The following is a 17,912-nucleotide window of genomic DNA, read 5'->3' on the forward strand; positions in this document are numbered from 1 at the left end:
TGACGGCCGGAAGGCGGGTCCGGGGAGGCGGCCCGGACGGCGCGCCCGTCCGGGTGCCCGGAGCGGACGCCCGGACCGGGACGCCTTCCGCACCCGGTCAGGCCGAGTCGCGGCGCACCAGCCCGGTCGGGGTGATCAGGGAGGTCGGGGTGAGGATCCCCCCGCGGTCCCGGTCCAGAGCGCCCAGCAGCAGCCGGGCCATCATCCGGCCCATGCCCTCGATGTCCTGGTGGACGGTGGTCAGCGGCGGATCGGCGCACTCGGCCACCGACCGCATGTCGTCGAAGCCGACCAGGGCGACGTCCTGCGGTACGCGCCGGCCCCGCTCCCGCAGGACGCGCAGCGCACCGACCGCCATCTGGTCGCTGGCGGCGAAGACGGCGTCGAGCCGCGGATGCCGCTCCAGCAGGTCCGCCATCGCCCGCGCCCCGCCCTCCACCGTGAAATCGCCTTCGGCCACCATCGGCGGGCAGCCGGGCGGCAGGGCGTCCCGGTAGCCGTCCAGGCGGTCGGTCGCCGAGGTCATGTCGTCGGGGCCGGCGATGTGCGCGATGCGGGTGCGGCCGGTGTCGGTGAGGTGGCGTACGGCCAGCCGCGCCCCGCCCCGGTTGTCGGCGTCGACGTACGTCACCCCGGCGGGTCCGCCCGGGGCCGGGGTCCACGCGGGTCGGCCGCCGTACACGGTGGGCAGCCCGATGCGGGCCGCGATCGCGGGGAGCGGGTCGTCGGTGTGCAGGGAGAAGGCGAGCGCCCCGTCGACGTGGCCGCCGGCCAGGTACCGGGCGATCCGCTCGTAGTCCTCCGGGCCCTCCACCAGCAGGAGTACCAACTGGGTGTCGTGGGCGGTGAGTTCCTTGCTGATACCGCGGACCTGCTGGGAGAAGTAGGGGTCGGAGAAGATGCGGACCTCCGGCTCGGCGATGATCACCGCCACGGCCCCGGTGCGCCGGGTGACGAGGGTCCGGGCCGCCGGGTTGGGTACGTAGCCCAGCTCGGCCACGGCTTCGCGCACCTTGTCCGCGACGAGCTGCCGCACCCCCGCCCCGCCGTTGACCACACGCGAGACCGTCGCCCGGGAAACCCCGGCGCGCGCCGCGACGGCTTCCAGAGTGGGTCGGTGTCCGGTGGGCTGCTCAGGCACGGCGGGCTCCATTCCTGTCGCGGTCGGCAGCAGAGCGGCTGCGTCGGGATCTGCAGGGTATCCGGTGCCCTCCGGCCCGGAGAGCGCTCCCGTGACAACGGTCCGGGCTCGTGCTTTCGGGGGAATCGGTGGCGCGCGCCGGTGCGGAGGCGCCGCACGCGCGCGGCGGGGTCGGCACTCTTGGCAGTCGGCCGTCGGCTGTCGGCCGTCGGGACGCATACGGGAGGACGGCGCGTGTTCAGCGACACCAGGGCATTCAGCGGTTTCGCCGTGGACGACATCCAGCGGGCGAAGGAGTTCTACGGCGAGACCCTCGGCCTGCGGGTGACCGAGGAGCACGGCCTGCTCACCCTCCACATCGCGGGCGGCGCGGAGATCCTCGTCTACCCGAAGGACGACCACGCTCCGGCCGGTTTCACCCTGCTCAACTTCCCCGTCGAGGACATCGACGCGGCCGTCGACGAGCTGACCGGGCGGGGCATCCGCTTCGAGCGGTACCCCGGCTTCGAGCAGGACGAGAAGGGGGTCGTCCGCCAGGGGGGCCCGCTCATCGCCTGGTTCACCGACCCCGCGGGCAACATCCTCTCCGTCCTCCAGCCGTCGTAGCGGGCGCGCCGCACGGACGACGGCCGCCGTACCGCCCCGGTTGGGGGGCGGTACGGCGGCCCGGGTGGGGGAGGAAGCCGGGATCAGCAGGCGAAGTCGACCCGGCGGAACGAGGCGTAGTGGTCGGCGGTGTAGTAGTCCTCCTGCCACTGCTGCCCGGTGATGATCCGGCGGGCGCCGCGCGTGGGCGAGCCGGGGGTGATGACGGTGTACTCGTGGTAGTAGCCCGTGCTGTGACCGGGCAGCAGACCCTCACGGTTCTGGAAGACGACGCCGTCCTGGGAGTACGGGAACGGTCCGCCCTGGTCTATGAGGTCGAGGGTGTCATGCGCCTGGGAGGGCAGCGCGGAGTAACAGACCCTGCCCACCGCCTTCACCGATACGGAGGAGGCGGAGGTGACTGCGGAGGCGGGGGAAACGGGAGCCGCGGCGGCGACGGGTCCCGCGATGAGGGTGGCGGCGACGGCTGCGGCGCCGGCGAGGGCGACGAGGCGCGGGGGGATTCTCATATCGCCATGATGACGCGCGTAGAGCCGTGGCCGTCAACGCCAACTACGTTGATTTTCTTACCTGTTCACGACAAGGGCATCTACCGGAACGCGGGTGCCCCCGGGCCGTAACCCGTGCGCCACCCGGGGTGCGGTCCGGGGCCCGCACGGCGGCGCCCGGGATGCCCGGGTCGCGGGTCTCGGGCAGGCTGGGGCCATGGAGCATGCGCCGATCGTCGTGCACAGGATCGCGCCGTCGGGTGGCCGGCGGGTGACGATCCGGGTCCAGGGCCACGAGACCGCCCTGGGGGTCGCCCACGCGGATTCCGACGTGATCGAGTTCCTGCGGCGGATCGAGGTGCCCGATCCGGACGAGCTGGTCCTCGGCGACGCGCGGGTGATCGAGTGGCAGGGGGACTCCCCGCACCAGTACGAGTCCGAGACCGGGCCGCCGCCTCCCGACCTTCCTTAGGGCGTGAGGATCCTGCACCGACCGCGCGCGCCCGTTGAACCGTTCGCGCCCGGTCAGTGCAGGATGCTCACGGCCCGGGCGATGACGAGGAGGGAGGTGAGCAGGGCCGCGACCGACTGGACGGCCATCAGGAGCTTCGCGCGCGGGGAGAGCGGCATGGTGTCGGTCGGGCTGAAGGCCGTGGAGTTCGTGAGGGACACGTAGAGGTAGTCGAGCAGGGTGGGGACCCAGTCGGAGGCTCCGCTCGCACCGGCGGCGACCTCGCCGACGGCGTCGTCGTTCTCGTCCTGGGAGAACCGGAAGTCCGCCAGCGGCAGCTCCTCGCGCGGGAGTTGGGTGCGGCTGACCGGGCCGCCGCGGTCCAGCTCCCAGAAGGCGAGTCCGAAGGCGATGACGTTGGTGAGCCAGACCTGGAACGCCGCCACCAGTAGGGAGCGCCCGTCGGCGACCTGGGCGTGGAGCAGTTCGTGGACGAGGATGCCCAGTGCCACGAGGTTGCTGGCGACGATGACCAGTACCAGCGCCAGGGACAGGACGCGGAAGGTGCCGGTCTGGCGGGTCAGCCGTCTCGGGTTGATGGCGATGAGCGGGAGCAGGAGCAGTATCTCCAGGGCGGGCACCAGGTACCGCGGGGTGATCAGCAGCTGCTGGGGCAGGACCAGGTACAGGGCCATGGCGGTCAGCGTCGCCAGCACGGCGGGCCACCTCACCTCGCCCCGGCGCTGGTGGCGGGGGTGCAGGGTGTGTGCCTCGGCGCGGGTTCGCGGCATCGGTCCCCGTCCTCCTCGTCACTCGCAGCGGCGCCCCGCGCGGTGCACGGTGCGCCCAGTGTGACGGTCGAGCGGCCGCGCGGCCCGGCACGGCGCGGCCCTCGCGAGGACGGTTCAGTACTGGGTGCGGTGCCGGCCGCCACGGGGCGCGGGGACGGTGGTCAGGCGGGTGCGGGTGCGGCGGACGGAGGGGTTGCGCCTCGCCGGGATGTCGGGGCCGGCGGCGATCAGGGCGATGACCACGACGACCAGACCGATGATGAGAACGGCGAACAGGGACATGTTCCTGCCTTTCGTCGCATTGTGATGACGTGTCACTACTTCGTGTCACCAAATCCACGGGCGGTAAACACGTCGGGTGAGGAAACGCGTGTACGCCCCCTCACCCGTACCGCTGCCGGGGCCGCTCCGCGCGTGGGGCATGATCGGGGCATGTCTGATCGCATCATTGCCGCCTGCGACGGGGCGGCGAAGGGTAATCCCGGGCCGGCCGGATGGGCGTGGGTCGTCGCGGACGCCCAGGGGCGCCCGGAGCGCTGGGAGGCCGGCCCACTGGGCCGGGCCACCAACAACGTCGGCGAACTCACCGCACTGCAGAGACTGTTGGAGGCGCTCGCACCCGGAACCGCCGTCGAGGTGCGGATGGACTCGCAGTACGCCATGAAGGCGGTGACGCAGTGGCTCCCCGCGTGGAAGCGCAACGGGTGGAAGACCGCGGCCGGGAAGCCGGTGGCCAACCGGGAGCTCGTCGAACGCATCGACGGGCTGCTGGGCGAGCGGGACGTGGAATTCCGCTACGTTCCCGCCCACCGCGAGGACGGTGACCACCTCAACGCCATCGCCGACCAGGCGGCCAGCGACGCCGCGGTCACCCAGCAGGCCGCCGGTACCGCCCTCGGCACCGCGGACCTGCCGGTCCCGGCCCCCGCGCGCAGCACCCCGGCCCGCAGTGCCCCGGCGCGCGGCGGATCGGTCCGCCGGGCCCCCTCCGGCGCGGCGAAGGGGGCGGCGGCCTCCCGTACCGGGGGCGGCGCGGCCCGCGGGCGGGCCTCCGTCAAGGCGAAGTTCCCGGGGAGCTGCCCGTGCGGGCAGCCGTACGCCGCCGGGGACACGATCGTCAAGCTGGCCTCGCGCTGGGGCCACCCCGACTGCGCCGGATCGGAGGACTGAGGCGGCGCGGGCCCGGGAGGGCCCCGTCCGCCCGCGGCGCGGCCGTCGTGACGTCCGTACGCCGCCCCGCGGAGGGGCCTCCTGCGGTCCGGAGCCCCGGCAGATCCCCCGTGGGATAGTGGAACGGGGTCGAACCGACATCGAGCGGGGTGGCCGGATCCTGGCGCCCCCTGTCGGGGGGTGGAGCACGCATGAAGGGCACAAGGAGAAGCGGCGCGGCCAAGGCCCCGCTCGCGTTGCTCGCGACGGGCCTGCTCACCGCGGGTCTGCTGGCCGGCACCGGTACGGCGACGGCCGCGGCCAAGGCCGCGCCCGGAGCTCGGGCGCCGGCCGCGGCCTGCACCGGCGCGCAGCTCACGGCCGGCAGCGCGCAACGGGCGGGGTCCAACGGGGTACGGGTGACCGTCACCAACACGGGCTCCACGCCGTGCACGCTGAAGGGCTTCCCGACCGTGGGCCTCGCGGGTCTGGGCTCGCCCGGCAGCAACAAGGGGCTGAGCGTCGTCCGCCAAGGCCAGGCGCGCACCGTGCAGTTGCCGGTGGGCGGCACGGCCACGACCCAGCTGACCTTCACGCCGGTGCTCGGAGAGGCCGACGGCTACTGCGCTTCCGGCGGGAAGCCGATGGTCGCACCCACGATCGTGGTGGGTGTCGCGGGAGGGGGCACCCAGCTGGCGCCGGACGACGGCGGCGACTTCGCCCTGTGCGGCAACAGCGTGCGCGCCACGGCGTTCCGCTGACGTCGCCCGGCCGGGTCCGGGGCCCCGGCCCCTGACCCGGCCCCGGGTGCGTCAGTCCACCACCAGGTCCGCCCGGTGGCGGCCGGCCTCGATCAGCCGGGCGTTGGCCTCGTCCGAACGGGAGACCCACCGGGCCGCATCCGCCTCGCTCCTGCCGTGCAGCACGTGCCGGGCGACGAGGCGGCGCACGCGCAGGCCGTCGTCGGGAGCCAGGTACCAGGTCTCGTCCAGCAGGGGGCGCAGCCCCGCCCACTCCCCCGCCTCGTACAGCAGGTAGTTGCCCTCGGTGATCACCAGCGGTACCCCGGGAGGCACCGCGATGCTGCCGGCGACGGGTTCCTCCAGGGCGCGGTCGAAGGCCGGGGCGTAGACCACCTCTGGGGCCGCCGCGCGCAGCCGGCCGAGCAGGGCCCGGTATCCGGCCGCGTCGAAGGTGTCCGGCGCCCCCTTGCGGTCCGCGCGCCCCAGCCGGACCAGCTCGGCCTGGGCGAGGTGGTACCCGTCCATCGGTACGACGACGGCCCGTTCGGGGCCCAGCGCCCGCGCGAGCCCCTCGGCCAGGGTCGACTTGCCCGCTCCCGGCGGTCCCGCGATGCCGAGGATCCGCCGTCCGCCCGCGGCCGCCAGGGCCCGGGCACGGTCTTCCAGTTCCGCCCACTCCATCCGCGTATCGTGCCACCGCGGCGAGCCTCCGCGTCACACGGTCACACGGTCACGCGCTCACCACGGGAACGCCGTCCGGGCGGTCGCCGAGGAGGGCAGCGACGTGGTCCGCGCAGCGCAGGGCCGCGGTGCTCACGGCGCTCCGGGTCATCCCGGCGACGTGCGGGGTCAGCAGGGCGTTCGACAGGCCGGCCAGCGGGGACTCGAAGGCCGCGTGCTCGTGGGCGAAGGTGTCCACCGCGGCGGCCGCCAGGGGATGTCCGGGGTCGCGCAGGGCGTCGGCCAGGGCCTGTTCGTCCACGATCCCGCCGCGGGCGGTGTTCAGCAGGATCGAGCCGGGGCGCATGAGCGCCAGCTCCGCCCGCCCGATCATCCCCCGGGTGGCCGCCGTGAGCGGCAGGTGCAGGGAGACCACGTCACTGGTCGTGAGGAGGGCCGTGAGCGAGCGGACCGGGCGTGCCGGTGCCCCGGCCCGGTCCTGCCGGGACAGGCCCTGGACGTCCATGCCCAGGGCGGCCGCCCGCCCGGCCAGCGCCGAGCCGATGCGGCCCAGGCCGACGATGCCCAGGGTCAGCTCCGACAGCTGCACGGCCGGAGCCGCCGGGGCCCGCCAGACACCCCGGTGCGCGGTCGCGTTGTGGGCAGGCAGGTCGCGGGTCAGGGCGAGGAGCTGGGCCAGGGCGAATTCGGCGACGGCGCCCGCGTTGGAGCCGGGGGTGTGGGTGACCGTGACGCCGTGACGGGCGGCGGCGGGCAGGTCGACGTGGTCGGTGCCCGCCCCGGCCCGCCCGATCACGCGCAGCGGGCGGACGAGCGCGGGATCGGTGGCCGCGGCGAGGAACCCGGCGCGCAGGGGCACGCCGGCACGGGACTTGAGCGCGTCGTAGCCCTCTCCGCCGCGGACGGTCGCGGCGGTCAGGGCGGACTCGTCGAAGGCGTCGAAGTCGGTGAACTCCACCCGGTCGCCCCAGACGTCCCGGGTCCCGGTGTGGTCGGTGACCCTGCGGAGGTTCAGCGTGATCGCCAGCCCGTGGCCGAGCAGGCGGTCGACCTCTCGCGCCATCAGGTCCCCGGGAGCCGCGTCGAGCAGCAGGATCCGAGCCTTGTCCATGTGCGTTCCCCCCTTCCCCGTGCGCACACCCTACGACGGCCGCTCGCCGTGGGCGGGAGCGGCCGTCGGCCGTACGGGCTCGGGCTCCGCCCCGACGGCACGGGCCTTCGCTCCGGTTCAGGTCAGCAGGGCGGCCACCGGTGACAGGGGCTCCCATGCCGGGTCCCGGCCCGTGAGCCGGTCGGTGACGCGCCGCCAGGCCTGCGGATCGCTGCCGAGGCGGGCGGCCACGAGGCCGGTGAGGGCCCGCAGGGCGGCGTGCGCCTGCTCCGGGGCGTCCGTACGCCGGGCCGCGCCGCTCAGGTAGGCCAGCATCAGCGCCGCCGGGGCCGCCTCGTGCAGCAGGTCGGTGCCGGTGAGCATGCCGGAGGCGAGCAGTCCGTCGAGCTGGTTCGGCAGCGGGCAGTGGTACAGCCCGCCCAGCCCGTACCGGGCGCGGGCCCGGGTGAGTTCCGCGCCGTCGGGCAGGCCGTCCGGGCCCGGCTCCCGTACGAGGGCGGCGTTGCGCAGGCGCAGGCCGGCCGGGGCGGCGGCGCTGTTGACGACCCATCCCCAGTTGGGCAGCGGCTCCTCGGTGTGGGCGGCCTCCACGGCCTCCCAGTCGATGCCGCCCGGCACGGTGGCCGCGCCGCCCGGGGCCTGCCAGGCGGGACGGTCGCGCCGCAGCCGCGTGATGAACTTCTCCGGGGCGAGTTCCCGGGCGGCCCGGGTCCTGAGCACGGCTGCCGGGTCCGTGGACGCCAGCGCCTTCGCGCACAGGGTGGCCGCCGCCCGGCCGAGCAGATCGCGTCGGACGAGGGCGGCGAGCCGGTCGGCGCCGCCGTGTTCGAGCAGGTTCAGACAGCCGAGGACCTGCTGGAGGAGGCTCAGGTCGCGCCCCTCCCTGGCGAAGACCTCCTCGATCAGGTCCGGTTCGGCCGAGTGCAGCCAGAGGGCACCGCCGGCCAGCCGTCCGGACGGGTCCCTGCGTGCGTCGGCCAGCGCGAGCGCGCCGACCGAGACGGTCCCCGCGCCGGTCGTGCCGTGGGGACGGGAGCGGGCCACGATGCGCCGGCCCGTCGGTGTGGTGCTGCCGTAGCGCAGGAGGGTGAGGTCCACCTCCGGGTCGTCGAGGTCGGCGAGCAGTACGTCCGCGCCGGCCTCCAGTCGGCGTGTGCGGGCGGCGAGGACGTACAGGGCGTGCGGATCGCGTCCGGCCAGCAGTCGGCCGAAAGCGGTACGGGGGGTCCGCTCGTGGCGCGTCAGGTACGCGGCGAGCAGCCAGGGCCCGTCGGGGCCGAGCCGGGGCAGGACCGCGTCGACGGTGTCGGCGTCGGCCAGGCAGAGCAGGGTGCCGATCGGCCAGGTCCAGCGGTGGTTGCCCACTCCCACGAGGCGGACGGCCTCCTCCGGGGTGGTGGGGCGGGGGGTGGCGGACTTCGGGTCCTCCAGCGGCCGGTACGCGGGGTTCTCCATGAGGGCGTCGGCCGGTCCGGCGGAGAGTTCCAGCAGCTCCGCCCAGGTGGGTCCGCCGGCCGACCGGGGATCGGCACAGCCGGCGGCGGCCGACGCGGTCTCGGCCAGCCGCAGCCAGGCGTCGGGGTCGGTGCCGAGGGTCGAACGCAGCAGGCGTCCGACCGCGGCCCGCCAGGCTGCGGCGAAGGCGAAGCGGCGCCAGTCGGACGGGAGGCCGAGCAGGCGGCGGGCCGGCAGCAGGCCGGGAAGTTCCTCGGCCGGGAGGAGACCCTGGGTGTAGGCCATTTCGATGGGTGCGGCGGTGGAACCCCAGCTCTGGGGGAGTTCCGCACGCACCTCGGCGGGGCCGGGCGCGGTGGGCCAGGAGCCGTCGTGGGGCGGCTCGACGCCCTGGTCCGCGCAGGCGCGGACGAGCCAGCGGGGCGTGGTGAGACCGGGGGCCTCGTCCTGCCGGTGGTGCGCCAGGAACCGGAGCACACCGGGGTCGGTGGGGTCCGGGACCTCGTCGGGGGCGGCGGCGAGGGAGCGCAGCAGATCGAGGGCCGCGAGCGCGGCCCGCTCCTCCCGCCGCGCCGGAACCGCGGGTGGCTCGAAGCCGGGGGCCGCGGGCCGGGCGGTCCCGGGCTCCGCCCCGGCACCGGTCCCGGCCGAGGCCTGCGGGCGGCCCGCCGGCGCGGGAGCTGCCGGCGGAGTGCCGCCCGCCTCGGTGATCAGGGTGTGGAGGGTGCCCTGGTGGCCCGGCAGGAGGGTGTCCAGGGCGGTCCAGGCCTCGGGACGCTCGCCGAGGTGGGCCTCGGTCAGCTCGCGGAGGGCCGCCGGGGCGGCGTCACCGAGCCGCCCCCGGCCGGCCAGCCGGGTCAGCGCGCCGAGCGCGTGCACGGCGGGGTGTCCGGTGCGGACCAGTTCGACCGGGTCCAGCAGCCCGGCGGCGACCATGCCCTCCGCCCAGAGGGCGGCGGAGTCGTCCAGGGGTTCCCGGGCGAGCCGCAGCTCGGGCGGGTGCGTGTTCCCGGACCGGCGGCCGCCCGCGCGCCAGGGCTCGTTGAGGACGCTGAGCCGGAACGCGAGGCGCTGCTCGTCGCTCGCGTCCTCGTGGCGGGCCAGCTCCTCGCACGCCTTGGGCATGAACGGGGTGGCCGCGTGGGCCTCGGCCAGGGCCGTCAGGTCGTGCGCGTACGGTTCGGCGAGCAGGTCGCGCAGGGTGCTGGTACCGCGGGCGGTGGCGAGCAGGGCCGGGAGCCGTGCGGGGTCCGCGTAGGGCTCGCACCCCTCGCGCAGGCTTCGCAGCGCGGAGCCGTCGTTCGATCGGGCTTCGGCCGCGAGCGCCTTCTCTACGGCCGCGACGACGGGGATGCTCAGGTTCCATGTGAGGGCCGGTTCGTCGAGGACGGTGCGTACCGCCGCGGGTCCGGAGCATTCCCACACGCGGACGAGGGCGTACCGCACGACGGCGCCCCGCCCGGTGTGGAGCAGCAGGGCGCGGACGGTCAGCTGCGGGTCACCCGAGCCGAGCAGGGGCGTGAGCCAGGTGGCCGGCGGATACCCGGCGGGGTCGGTCAGTTCGGCCCGCAGGTCCGCGTCCATCGGGACCCGGTCCAGGCGGTGCGCGAGGGTGCGGCGCAGGGATGGGGTGCAGCGCGGGTTGCGGTAGACGGCCGCGCCGACCCGGGAGTCGCCCGTGGCGAGCAACCGGGCGAGGACCCGGGAGTCGATCCGGCTGTGGCGGGCCAGGGCGGTACGGGTGCGGGTGTCCCCGTGCTCGGTGACGGCGGCGACGAGGCCGGGGCCCGGGAGCGGACCGCCGGAGAGCAGCGCCTCGACCGTCCGGTCGGGCAGGGCGGCCAGCACGGCAGCCGCTTCCTCGGGCCCGGCGTGCTCCAGGAGCAGCTCCAGGGTGAGGTCGACGCTGCGGGGCACGGGTCTGGGGACCGCGCCGGGGCCGGCCACCGGTGCCGGATCGGGTACGTCGGCCAGCAGCGCGGGCAGGGTGCCCCGGTGCGTGGCCAGTGCCTCGCGGAGGGCGAGCCAGCGGTCGGGACGGCCCGCGAGGTGACCGCGTATCAGCTCCCGCAGGCGGGACGCGGCTTCGTCGTCCGCCCCGCCGGCGGCGGCGACACCCGCGCCGACGGTACGCGCGGGGCGTGCCTCCTCGACCACCCGGAGTGCGGCGCCGTCCGGGGGCACGCTCTCGGGGGTGGTCGCGGCGGAGGGCGCGAGGAGGCCCCGCACCACGTCGGCGGTCGAACTGCTCTGCGAGTGGCTCATGATCGCCATGCTAGGGCGGGGGTCCGACAACCGGTGTCCGCCGGCGGTCGGCGGCGGGTGCCGGGCGAGCCGGGGAGGCATGACGGCCGGGTGCCCGGCCCACCTGCGGAGTCTTCGGTTCCATGAGGGAGGATGGCAGCTCGCCCCGGTGCGCACACCCTTGCGAACGGGGTCGGCACGCAACACGACCTGACAGGTGACATCGTGACGACACAACACATACGGCGAGCGGCGGCCGCGCTCCTCGCCGCCGCCCCGGTCCCGTCCCCGGCGTCCGCTCCGGACGCGCGAGGCCCGGAGGACGTCCGTTGACCCGTGACCTCGTCCTGCACGACTGGGTGGTCGCCGCCATCGCCCTGGCCTCGGGCTGCGTGGCGGGGCTGCTGGTGCGCGCCCTGCTGAAGTGGCTGGCCAAACACGCCCTCCGGACGAAGTGGACCGGGGACGACCTGATCGTCGACTCCCTTCGCACCCTCGCGCCGTGGGCCACGGTCATCGCCGGCGTGGCCGTGGCGGTGTCGGCGCTGCCCCTCACCGCCCGGATCGGGGGGCTGGTGAACCAGTCCCTGACCGCCGTGCTCATCCTCATCGCCACGGTCACCGCGGCCCGGGTCGTCGCGGGTCTCGTGCAGTCGGTGGCGCAGTCCCGGACGGGGGTCGCCGCCTCCGCGTCCATCTTCGTGAACATCACGCGGATCGTGGTGCTGACGATGGGCGTGCTCGTGGCCCTGGAGACCGTCGGGGTGTCCATCGCCCCGCTGGTCACCGCCCTCGGCGTCGGCGGTCTCGCGGTCGCCCTCGCGCTGCAGGACACCCTCGCCAACCTCTTCGCCGGCGTCCACATCCTCGCCTCGAAGACGGTCCAGCCGGGCGACTACATCCGGCTCAGCAGCGGGGAGGAGGGGTACGTCGTCGACATCAACTGGCGCAACAGCGTGGTGCGCAACCTGTCGAACAACCTGGTGATCATCCCCAACGGGCGCCTGGCGCGGACCAACATGACCAACTACACGCAGCCCGAGCAGAAGCTGTCGATCCTCGTGCAGGTCGGGGTGGGCTACGAGAGCGACCTGGAGCACGTCGAGGCGATCACGCTCGACGTCGTGGACAGTGTGATGGCCGACATCACCGGTGGTGTCCCCGACCACGAGGCGGCGGTGCGCTTCCACACGTTCGCCGACTCCAGGATCAACTTCACCGTGATCCTGGGCGTGGGCGAGTTCAGCGACCAGTACCGGATCAAGCACGAGTTCATCAAGCGCCTGCACCAGCGCTACCGGGCCGAGGGCATCTCGATCCCCGCCCCCGCGCGGACGGTCTCGCTCCGCCAGGACGGCCCCCTCGTGGAGCCCTCCGGGCCTCCCCCCCTCCCGCTCCCGCACCAGCGCGACGCCCCGTCGGACGCGCTCCTGGCGGACCGGTAGCCCTAAGGGTCGCGGCGACGCCGGCGGCGGGCACGGCTCCGGCCCCGGGGGCACTCCCCCGGGGCCGGCGGCCGTCCCGGGGACGGGTGGTGCGGCGCCCCGGTACGGGGGGGGTGGCCCGGGACGCGGTTCAGCGCTGCGACAGCTCCGAGGGCGCCTCCTGGACCGTCCAGCCGTTGCCGTCCGGGTCCTCGAACGACATGAAGGAGTTCCAGGTCTCCCCCTTGCCGTCCGCCCAGCCCGTCGCGCCGATGTGGCGGACCGGGGAGACGTCCACGCCCCGGGCCACGAGCTCCGCCCGGGCCGCCTCGATGTCCGTCACGCAGATCTGCAGGCCCTGGAGCGTGCCGGGAGCCATCGCCTTCGTGCCGGGGGCGGCGGGCATGCCCTGGAGCATGGCGATCGAACAGCGGGAGCCCGGCGGGGTCAGCTGGATGACGCGCACCCCGGGCGCCACCTCACTGTCGAGGTCGACGGTGAAGCCGGCCTTGTCGGCGTAGAACTCCTTCGCCCGGTCCATGTCGGTCACGGGGACCGGAACCACTTCCAGCGTCCAGTTCACGGGGATCTCCTCACGCGCGTGTGCCGGTCGGCGCTTTCGCCGGGGGCCGTGTCGGGTCCAGCCTCGCGCAGCGGGCGGCGGAGCCGCACGCCGCAACGCCCGTACACGGGACGGGAGAAGCGGGAGGGGAGGGATGCCGGTGGTCACGATTGGGTGGAGACCCCCGCAGAACCGGATGTCCGTTCCTATGATGTTGCTCCTTTAACCAAATCCAGACGACCAACTTCAGGTGGGGGCACGGATGTACGGCGCGAACGACGACCGGGGCAGAACGACGGCGACGGCGAACGGCCGCGGGGCGGGGCGGCGGGCGGGGCGGATCCGGCTCGCGTTCGTCGGCCTGTTGGCGGCGGGCGTCGCCGTCGCCTGCGGACCCGCGGAGGGCAGCGGTCCGGCCGTGAGGCCGCCGGCCCCCGCCTCGGCGTCATCGTCGCCGACGACGGCCTCCTCCCCCACCGCCTCCCCGACGCCGACGCCGACGCCGACGATGACGCCGACGGCCCTGCCGAGCCCGTCCGCCACCACCACCGGCCCGGACGCCAAGGCTCCCGAGGCCCCCACCCCGACCCGGGCCGCCACCCGGCCCGCGCCGGAGCCGACGACGAAGGCGCCGACCACGGCCCCGGAGGAGCCCGCGAAGGCCGACTGCGAGATCGTCTCCAACGCGGGCAACTGCTACAACGCGGGCCAGTACTGCCGCAAGGCGGACGTGGGACGCTCCACGCACGCCGGGAACGGCCGCATGATCCACTGCCGGCAGGACGGCGGCCAGCCGCGCTGGGGCTACTGAGCCCGGCCCCGGCGGCGGTCCCGATCCGGACCGCCGCCGGGATGAGGGACCGTCAGAGCGGCCCGTCCGCCCGGGGGATCCCCCACCAGCTCCGCCGCGGCCCGGGAGATGATCGGCCCATGAACGAAATCATCCTGATGTCCGACCCCAGGGTCGCGGCCGTCCCCGTGGCCGAGTGCGGTGAACGGCTCGTGGACGTGCGCGCCGGGGGTTCCTTACTGGTCGATTCCCGCAAGCAGGACCCCGCCGGGGCCTTCTCCCGGCTCCGCGAGGGCGTCCTCGACCGCCTCCTCGCGGCCCAGGGCGCGCTGCCCGCGGGAACCCGGCTGCTGTTCGTCGAGGGGTACCGGCCCCCCGCGCTCCAGCGCCGGTACTTCGAGGAGTACGCCGCCACCCTGCGGGCGGAGCACCCCGACTGGTCCCCCGAGCGGGTCCACACCGCCGCGAGCCGCTACGTCTCCCCGCCCGGCATCGCCCCCCACAGCGCCGGCGCGGCGGTGGACCTGACCCTCGCCGATGCCGACGGCCGGGAACTCGATCTCGGTACCCGGATGAACGCGAGCCCGGAGGAGAGCGGGGGCGCCTGCTACACGGACGCCCCCGGCATCACGGCGGCCGCCCGAGCCCGCCGCGCGACCCTCGGAGCCGCCCTGTCGGACGCGGGCCTGGTGAACTACCCGACGGAGTGGTGGCACTGGTCGTACGGAGACCGCTACTGGGCCCTGGCCACGGGCGCCGTCTCGGCCCCCTACGGCCCCCACGGGCCGGCGTAGGCCTCCGGCGGGCTCCGGTGCGGGCACAGCGGCCGGGCCGCCGCGTGTCCGCCGCCGCCGTCCCGACCGGGCTCCGAATCGCCCGGACGGCGTAATCTGGTCAAAAGGTGGCATACGGCGCGCGTCATGCGCGCCGTACCGCGCCTCGTACCCGCTCGCACGTGGGCCAGGGAGGCGGCGCGTGACCGATCCGTTCGGCTTCCTCAGGATCCCCCGCAAGGCCGTCGCGGCGCGGCCCGTCGAGGAGCGGCTCGGGGACTGGCGCGAGGTGTACGCGGGCCAGGCGCTCCTGCCGCTCGTCCGCGAGCAGGCCGACCGCTGCATGGACTGCGGCATCCCCTTCTGCCACACCGGCTGCCCGCTGGGGAACCTCATCCCCGAGTGGAACGCCTACGCGGCGCACGCGGACTGGAGCGCCGCGTACGAGCGGCTGCACGCCACGAACAACTTCCCGGAGTTCACCGGCCGGCTCTGCCCGGCGCCCTGCGAGGACGCCTGCGTCCTGACGATCAACGCCGATCCGGTGACCATCAAGAACGTCGAGCAGACGATCGCCGACGAGGGCCTGCGGCGCGGCTACATGACCCCCCGCCCGCCGGAGCGGCGCGGCGGGAAGTCCGTGGGCGTGATCGGCTCCGGGCCGGCGGGGCTCGCCGCGGCGCAGCAGTTGACCCGGGCCGGGCACCGGGTCGTCGTCCACGAGCGGGCCGACCGGATCGGGGGCCTGCTCCGCTACGGCATCCCCGAGTTCAAGATGGAGAAGGTCCACCTCGACCGCCGGATCGAACAGATGCGGGCCGAGGGGACCGTGTTCGTGACCGGAGCGGACGTCGGCGGCGCCGAACGGGCGGACGAGCTGCGCGGGCACTACGACGCGCTCGTCGTCGCGGTCGGCGCCGGGGAGCGCAGGGAGCTGCCGGTCCCGGGGCGCGCGCTGCTCGGCATACACCAGGCGTTGGACTACCTGACCTGCGCCAACCGGGTGCGCGAGGGCGACTGCGCGGTGTCCCCGGTGACGGCGGACGGTGCCCACGTCGTGATCGTCGGCGGCGGGGACACCGGCTCGGACTGTCTCGGTACGGCCCTGCGGCAGGGGGCGCTCTCGGTGGTCCAGCTCGACATCAACCCGGAACCGGGGCCCGCGCGCCGCGACGGCGAGCCGTGGCCGGTGTACCCGAAGGTGTACCGGATCTCCCACGCCCATGAAGAGGCCCGCGGGCAGGCGGGCGGCGACCCCAGGCTCTTCTCCTGCGCCACCCTGCGGTTCGACGGGGACGCCGACGGCCGGGTACGGGCGCTGCGCCTGACCGCCGTCGAGCCCCGGGCCCGGCGGCCCCTGACGGGGACCGAGCGCGTGATCCCGGCCGGGCTCGTCCTGCTGGCCCTGGGATTCTCCGGTCCCGAGCGGGCGGGCGGACTGAGCGGGCAGCTGGGGCTGGAGTTCGACGAGCGCGGGAACTTCGCCCGCGACGCGGGCTTCGCCGCCGCCGGCGGACGGGCCCCGGGGGTGTTCGTCGCCGGGGACGCGGGCCGGGGCCAGTCGCTGGTGGTGTGGGCCATCGCCGAGGGCCGGTCGGCGGCCTCGGCGGTGGACCGCTACCTGACCGGCTCCACGGCCCTGCCCGCGCCGGTGGCCGCGCACGACCTGCCCATGACGGCCCTGGGACGGATGCGGTACGGGGACCTGTAGGACCCTCGGGATCCGTCGGCGCTCAGGGCCGGGCCTCGTAGTGGATGTGGTGCCGGGAGGCGATGGGGTTGATCTTCACGGGATCCAGTTCCCCGTCCGTGAGCACGGCGGGGCCCGCCTCGATCAGGTCCTCGACGTAGCACTCCCAGCCGCCGGGCGAGGAGATCTGCAGCACCCGCGGGGGCGGGTCGGAGGCGCGGCGCAGGGCGTGCGGGACGCCCCGGGGCAGCAGGACGAAGGTGCCCCGGGGCGCCGAGTGGGTCCGGTCGTCGAACTCGACGTCGAGGGTTCCGTCGAGTACGTAGACGCACTCGTCGGCCCGGTGGTGGGTGTGCCGCGGGATGTCCTTCGCGACGGTCACCTCCAGCAGCGACAGCCGCCCCTCGGTGTCGGCCGTCGTGGCCTTGACGGCGAAGGCCGGGGGCAGCGGTACGCGGCCCGGCCGGGCGGCGCCGGGCCCCAGCAGGAGGAAACGTTCCGCTCCGGACGCCCGCCCTTCGGACGTGACCGGCTCCGGTGTGTCGTCTTCTCGGTGCATGACGCGGACCCTCCTCGCATGGCACAATGTGAACCGGAATCCGGTTCCGTTTACTGACGGGTCCAATGTACGTGGAGGAGTGGTCGGATTGTCAACGCCCCCGGCACCGGGCGGTAGCCGCAGGCCGCGCGCCGACGCGGAGCGCAACCGCGCCCTCGTGCTGGCCGCCGCCCGCGCCCTGTTCGAGGAACACGGCGAGGAGGTCCAGATGCCGGAGGTGGCCCGGGCCGCCGGGGTCGGCATCGGCACCCTGTACCGGCACTTCCCCTCCAAGCAGGCCCTCGTGGAGGCGGCGGCGGAACAGCGGTTCGCCGAGATCCTCCGGCTCGCCCTGACCGACTGCCTGCGCGAACCCGAGGCCGGCCGGGGGCTGGCCCGGTACCTGCGCCACGTCGGGGGGATCCTCGCCGAGGGCCGGGGCCTGACGGCCTCCGTCGCAGCCGCCCTGGGCTCCTCGGCGCCCGGAGGGGAGACCCTCGCGCACCTGGAGGACGCCGTCTCGGCCCTGATCGACCAGGGGCGCACCGCCGGCACGCTCCGGGAGGACCTCACCGTCACCGATGTGTACATGCTGGTCGGCGGGCTGTCCGCGATCATCCGTACGGGGAGCGGGGACTGGCACCGCTTCCTCGACCTCGCCTTCGACGGCCTGCGCCCGCGCGGGGGCGGAGCAACGGATCCCGACGGCGGCGGCTCCCGCTGAGGCGGGGCCCGGCCCGAGCGCGGCAGGCCGGCCTCAGTCCGCGGCCGGGGGCTCCGCCGAAGGGGTCGCGGGGGCCCGGGACTTCGAGTGGGCGCCGTCGCAGAGCAGGGTGATGACGACCTGCGCGGTGGGGAACTCCGCAGCGGCGGAGCCGGTGAGCTCAGTGGTCGCGGTCCAGTTGGCCTTGCGGAGGCTGAGCATCCCCTCCATGGGGCTCCGGGAGTCCTTCCAGCCGTGGCCGGAGCGGGCGCGGGCGAACCCGGCCCGCAGCGCCGCGTCCGCCGTCGCCGAGGGGTACTCGGCGCCCAGGGTCTCGTGGCACTCGATCGGGCTCGTGTGCTGCGGCATCCGGCGCACCGTCACCCCTTCCTCGGCCATCGCCGCCGTCAGATCGGCCACCGCCTCGTCCGTGGCCAGCGGTGGGCCCGAGTACCGCGGGGGCAACGGCCCCAGATCCTGGAGGGGGTGGCCGCAGCCCGTCACCGCCACCATGACCAGTACCGCAGGCACCCAGCGTCCTCGCCCCCGTCGCACGTTCCCGCCCTTCCGCT

At 75.1% G+C, this 17,912-nt stretch carries 19 protein-coding genes; 9 read left to right on the forward strand and 10 right to left on the reverse strand.

The window, feature by feature from the left end; genetic code table 11:
* Positions 1 to 97: 97 nt before the first annotated feature.
* Positions 98 to 1,141, reverse strand: coding sequence for a LacI family DNA-binding transcriptional regulator (locus tag ACZ5D2_RS17145; protein ID WP_371675056.1), 1,044 nt, complete (start codon positions 1,139 to 1,141; stop codon positions 98 to 100).
* 234 nt (positions 1,142 to 1,375) lie between these two features.
* Here ACZ5D2_RS17145 and ACZ5D2_RS17150 point away from each other — a divergent pair, with 234 nt between their 5' ends.
* Entirely contained in the window at positions 1,376 to 1,747 is a 372-nt protein-coding gene (locus ACZ5D2_RS17150) for a VOC family protein (RefSeq protein WP_266847404.1), read from the forward strand.
* Positions 1,748 to 1,830: 83 nt separating this feature from the next.
* Here the strand turns inward: ACZ5D2_RS17150 and ACZ5D2_RS17155 are convergent, their stop codons facing one another.
* Positions 1,831 to 2,256 (reverse strand): guanyl-specific ribonuclease, encoded by a 426-nt coding sequence (locus ACZ5D2_RS17155; RefSeq protein WP_468930040.1) that lies wholly within the window; start codon positions 2,254 to 2,256, stop codon positions 1,831 to 1,833.
* Between the two features lie 196 nt (positions 2,257 to 2,452).
* On the opposite strand from ACZ5D2_RS17155, the gene ACZ5D2_RS17160 reads away from it, so the two are divergent.
* On the forward strand, positions 2,453 to 2,707 hold the full coding sequence (locus ACZ5D2_RS17160; RefSeq protein ID WP_371675058.1) for a hypothetical protein: 255 nt from the start codon (positions 2,453 to 2,455) through the stop codon (positions 2,705 to 2,707).
* A gap of 53 nt (positions 2,708 to 2,760) precedes the next feature.
* On the opposite strand, the gene ACZ5D2_RS17165 is transcribed toward ACZ5D2_RS17160, so the two are convergent.
* On the reverse strand, positions 2,761 to 3,477 hold the full coding sequence (locus tag ACZ5D2_RS17165) for a hypothetical protein (RefSeq protein WP_371675059.1): 717 nt from the start codon (positions 3,475 to 3,477) through the stop codon (positions 2,761 to 2,763).
* A gap of 114 nt (positions 3,478 to 3,591) precedes the next feature.
* Positions 3,592 to 3,759, reverse strand: a complete 168-nt coding sequence (locus ACZ5D2_RS17170; RefSeq protein WP_356217465.1) for a hypothetical protein — start codon at positions 3,757 to 3,759, stop codon at positions 3,592 to 3,594.
* A gap of 150 nt (positions 3,760 to 3,909) precedes the next feature.
* Between ACZ5D2_RS17170 and ACZ5D2_RS17175 the strand changes: the two genes are divergently transcribed.
* A complete protein-coding gene (locus ACZ5D2_RS17175; protein WP_371675060.1) occupies positions 3,910 to 4,647 on the forward strand; it encodes a ribonuclease H family protein in 738 nt (245 codons plus the stop codon).
* Between the two features lie 191 nt (positions 4,648 to 4,838).
* Entirely contained in the window at positions 4,839 to 5,387 is a 549-nt protein-coding gene (locus ACZ5D2_RS17180) for a DUF4232 domain-containing protein (RefSeq protein WP_371675061.1), read from the forward strand.
* A 51-nt stretch (positions 5,388 to 5,438) separates the two neighbouring features.
* Here ACZ5D2_RS17180 and ACZ5D2_RS17185 read toward each other — a convergent pair whose 3' ends face one another.
* The 3 genes from ACZ5D2_RS17185 to ACZ5D2_RS17195 all read right to left on the reverse strand — a co-directional run bounded on the left by ACZ5D2_RS17185 (position 5,439) and on the right by ACZ5D2_RS17195 (position 10,881).
* Entirely contained in the window at positions 5,439 to 6,050 is a 612-nt protein-coding gene (locus ACZ5D2_RS17185) for a nucleoside/nucleotide kinase family protein (protein ID WP_371675062.1), read from the reverse strand.
* 49 nt (positions 6,051 to 6,099) lie between these two features.
* Positions 6,100 to 7,161: an NAD(P)-dependent oxidoreductase gene (locus tag ACZ5D2_RS17190; protein WP_468930048.1), complete on the reverse strand. Its 1,062-nt coding sequence runs from the start codon at positions 7,159 to 7,161 to the stop codon at positions 6,100 to 6,102.
* A 117-nt stretch (positions 7,162 to 7,278) separates the two neighbouring features.
* Positions 7,279 to 10,881 carry a hypothetical protein gene (locus ACZ5D2_RS17195; protein WP_468930051.1) on the reverse strand — a complete coding sequence of 1,201 codons (3,603 nt, stop codon included), beginning with the start codon at positions 10,879 to 10,881 and terminating at the stop codon, positions 7,279 to 7,281.
* Positions 10,882 to 11,189: 308 nt separating this feature from the next.
* Here ACZ5D2_RS17195 and ACZ5D2_RS17200 point away from each other — a divergent pair, with 308 nt between their 5' ends.
* Positions 11,190 to 12,305 carry a mechanosensitive ion channel family protein gene (locus ACZ5D2_RS17200; protein WP_371675065.1) on the forward strand — a complete coding sequence of 372 codons (1,116 nt, stop codon included), beginning with the start codon at positions 11,190 to 11,192 and terminating at the stop codon, positions 12,303 to 12,305.
* A 130-nt stretch (positions 12,306 to 12,435) separates the two neighbouring features.
* On the opposite strand, the gene ACZ5D2_RS17205 is transcribed toward ACZ5D2_RS17200, so the two are convergent.
* Positions 12,436 to 12,867: a VOC family protein gene (locus tag ACZ5D2_RS17205; RefSeq protein ID WP_371675066.1), complete on the reverse strand. Its 432-nt coding sequence runs from the start codon at positions 12,865 to 12,867 to the stop codon at positions 12,436 to 12,438.
* A gap of 241 nt (positions 12,868 to 13,108) precedes the next feature.
* Here ACZ5D2_RS17205 and ACZ5D2_RS17210 point away from each other — a divergent pair, with 241 nt between their 5' ends.
* From ACZ5D2_RS17210 to ACZ5D2_RS17220, 3 genes are all read left to right on the forward strand, one after another.
* Positions 13,109 to 13,657 carry a hypothetical protein gene (locus ACZ5D2_RS17210; protein ID WP_468930055.1) on the forward strand — a complete coding sequence of 183 codons (549 nt, stop codon included), beginning with the start codon at positions 13,109 to 13,111 and terminating at the stop codon, positions 13,655 to 13,657.
* Positions 13,658 to 13,776: 119 nt separating this feature from the next.
* The gene (locus tag ACZ5D2_RS17215) at positions 13,777 to 14,430 is read left to right on the forward strand and encodes a M15 family metallopeptidase (RefSeq protein WP_371675068.1); all 654 of its coding nucleotides are present in this window, start codon (positions 13,777 to 13,779) and stop codon (positions 14,428 to 14,430) included.
* Between the two features lie 181 nt (positions 14,431 to 14,611).
* Positions 14,612 to 16,120, forward strand: a complete 1,509-nt coding sequence (locus ACZ5D2_RS17220; protein WP_371675069.1) for a glutamate synthase subunit beta — start codon at positions 14,612 to 14,614, stop codon at positions 16,118 to 16,120.
* 22 nt (positions 16,121 to 16,142) lie between these two features.
* Here ACZ5D2_RS17220 and ACZ5D2_RS17225 read toward each other — a convergent pair whose 3' ends face one another.
* The gene (locus tag ACZ5D2_RS17225; RefSeq protein ID WP_371675070.1) at positions 16,143 to 16,658 is read right to left on the reverse strand and encodes a cupin domain-containing protein; all 516 of its coding nucleotides are present in this window, start codon (positions 16,656 to 16,658) and stop codon (positions 16,143 to 16,145) included.
* Positions 16,659 to 16,746: 88 nt separating this feature from the next.
* Here ACZ5D2_RS17225 and ACZ5D2_RS17230 point away from each other — a divergent pair, with 88 nt between their 5' ends.
* On the forward strand, positions 16,747 to 17,361 hold the full coding sequence (locus ACZ5D2_RS17230) for a TetR/AcrR family transcriptional regulator (RefSeq protein ID WP_371675071.1): 615 nt from the start codon (positions 16,747 to 16,749) through the stop codon (positions 17,359 to 17,361).
* A 33-nt stretch (positions 17,362 to 17,394) separates the two neighbouring features.
* On the opposite strand, the gene ACZ5D2_RS17235 is transcribed toward ACZ5D2_RS17230, so the two are convergent.
* Entirely contained in the window at positions 17,395 to 17,871 is a 477-nt protein-coding gene (locus tag ACZ5D2_RS17235) for a hypothetical protein (RefSeq protein WP_371675072.1), read from the reverse strand.
* Positions 17,872 to 17,912 lie beyond the last annotated feature (41 nt).

The sequence above is a fragment of the Streptomyces sp. NPDC031479 genome (assembly GCF_055581065.1).

Coding starts and splice junctions, on each gene's coding strand:
- ACZ5D2_RS17160 (WP_371675058.1), top strand. CDS start 2,453: ATGGAGCATGCGCCGATCGTCGTGCACAGGATCGCGCCGTCGGGTGGC.
- ACZ5D2_RS17185 (WP_371675062.1), bottom strand. CDS start 6,050: ATGGAGTGGGCGGAACTGGAAGACCGTGCCCGGGCCCTGGCGGCCGCG.
- ACZ5D2_RS17180 (WP_371675061.1), top strand. CDS start 4,839: ATGAAGGGCACAAGGAGAAGCGGCGCGGCCAAGGCCCCGCTCGCGTTG.
- ACZ5D2_RS17170 (WP_356217465.1), bottom strand. CDS start 3,759: ATGTCCCTGTTCGCCGTTCTCATCATCGGTCTGGTCGTCGTGGTCATC.
- ACZ5D2_RS17210 (WP_468930055.1), top strand. CDS start 13,109: ATGTACGGCGCGAACGACGACCGGGGCAGAACGACGGCGACGGCGAAC.
- ACZ5D2_RS17190 (WP_468930048.1), bottom strand. CDS start 7,161: ATGGACAAGGCTCGGATCCTGCTGCTCGACGCGGCTCCCGGGGACCTG.
- ACZ5D2_RS17175 (WP_371675060.1), top strand. CDS start 3,910: ATGTCTGATCGCATCATTGCCGCCTGCGACGGGGCGGCGAAGGGTAAT.
- ACZ5D2_RS17165 (WP_371675059.1), bottom strand. CDS start 3,477: ATGCCGCGAACCCGCGCCGAGGCACACACCCTGCACCCCCGCCACCAG.
- ACZ5D2_RS17215 (WP_371675068.1), top strand. CDS start 13,777: ATGAACGAAATCATCCTGATGTCCGACCCCAGGGTCGCGGCCGTCCCC.
- ACZ5D2_RS17225 (WP_371675070.1), bottom strand. CDS start 16,658: ATGCACCGAGAAGACGACACACCGGAGCCGGTCACGTCCGAAGGGCGG.
- ACZ5D2_RS17195 (WP_468930051.1), bottom strand. CDS start 10,881: ATGAGCCACTCGCAGAGCAGTTCGACCGCCGACGTGGTGCGGGGCCTC.
- ACZ5D2_RS17155 (WP_468930040.1), bottom strand. CDS start 2,256: ATGAGAATCCCCCCGCGCCTCGTCGCCCTCGCCGGCGCCGCAGCCGTC.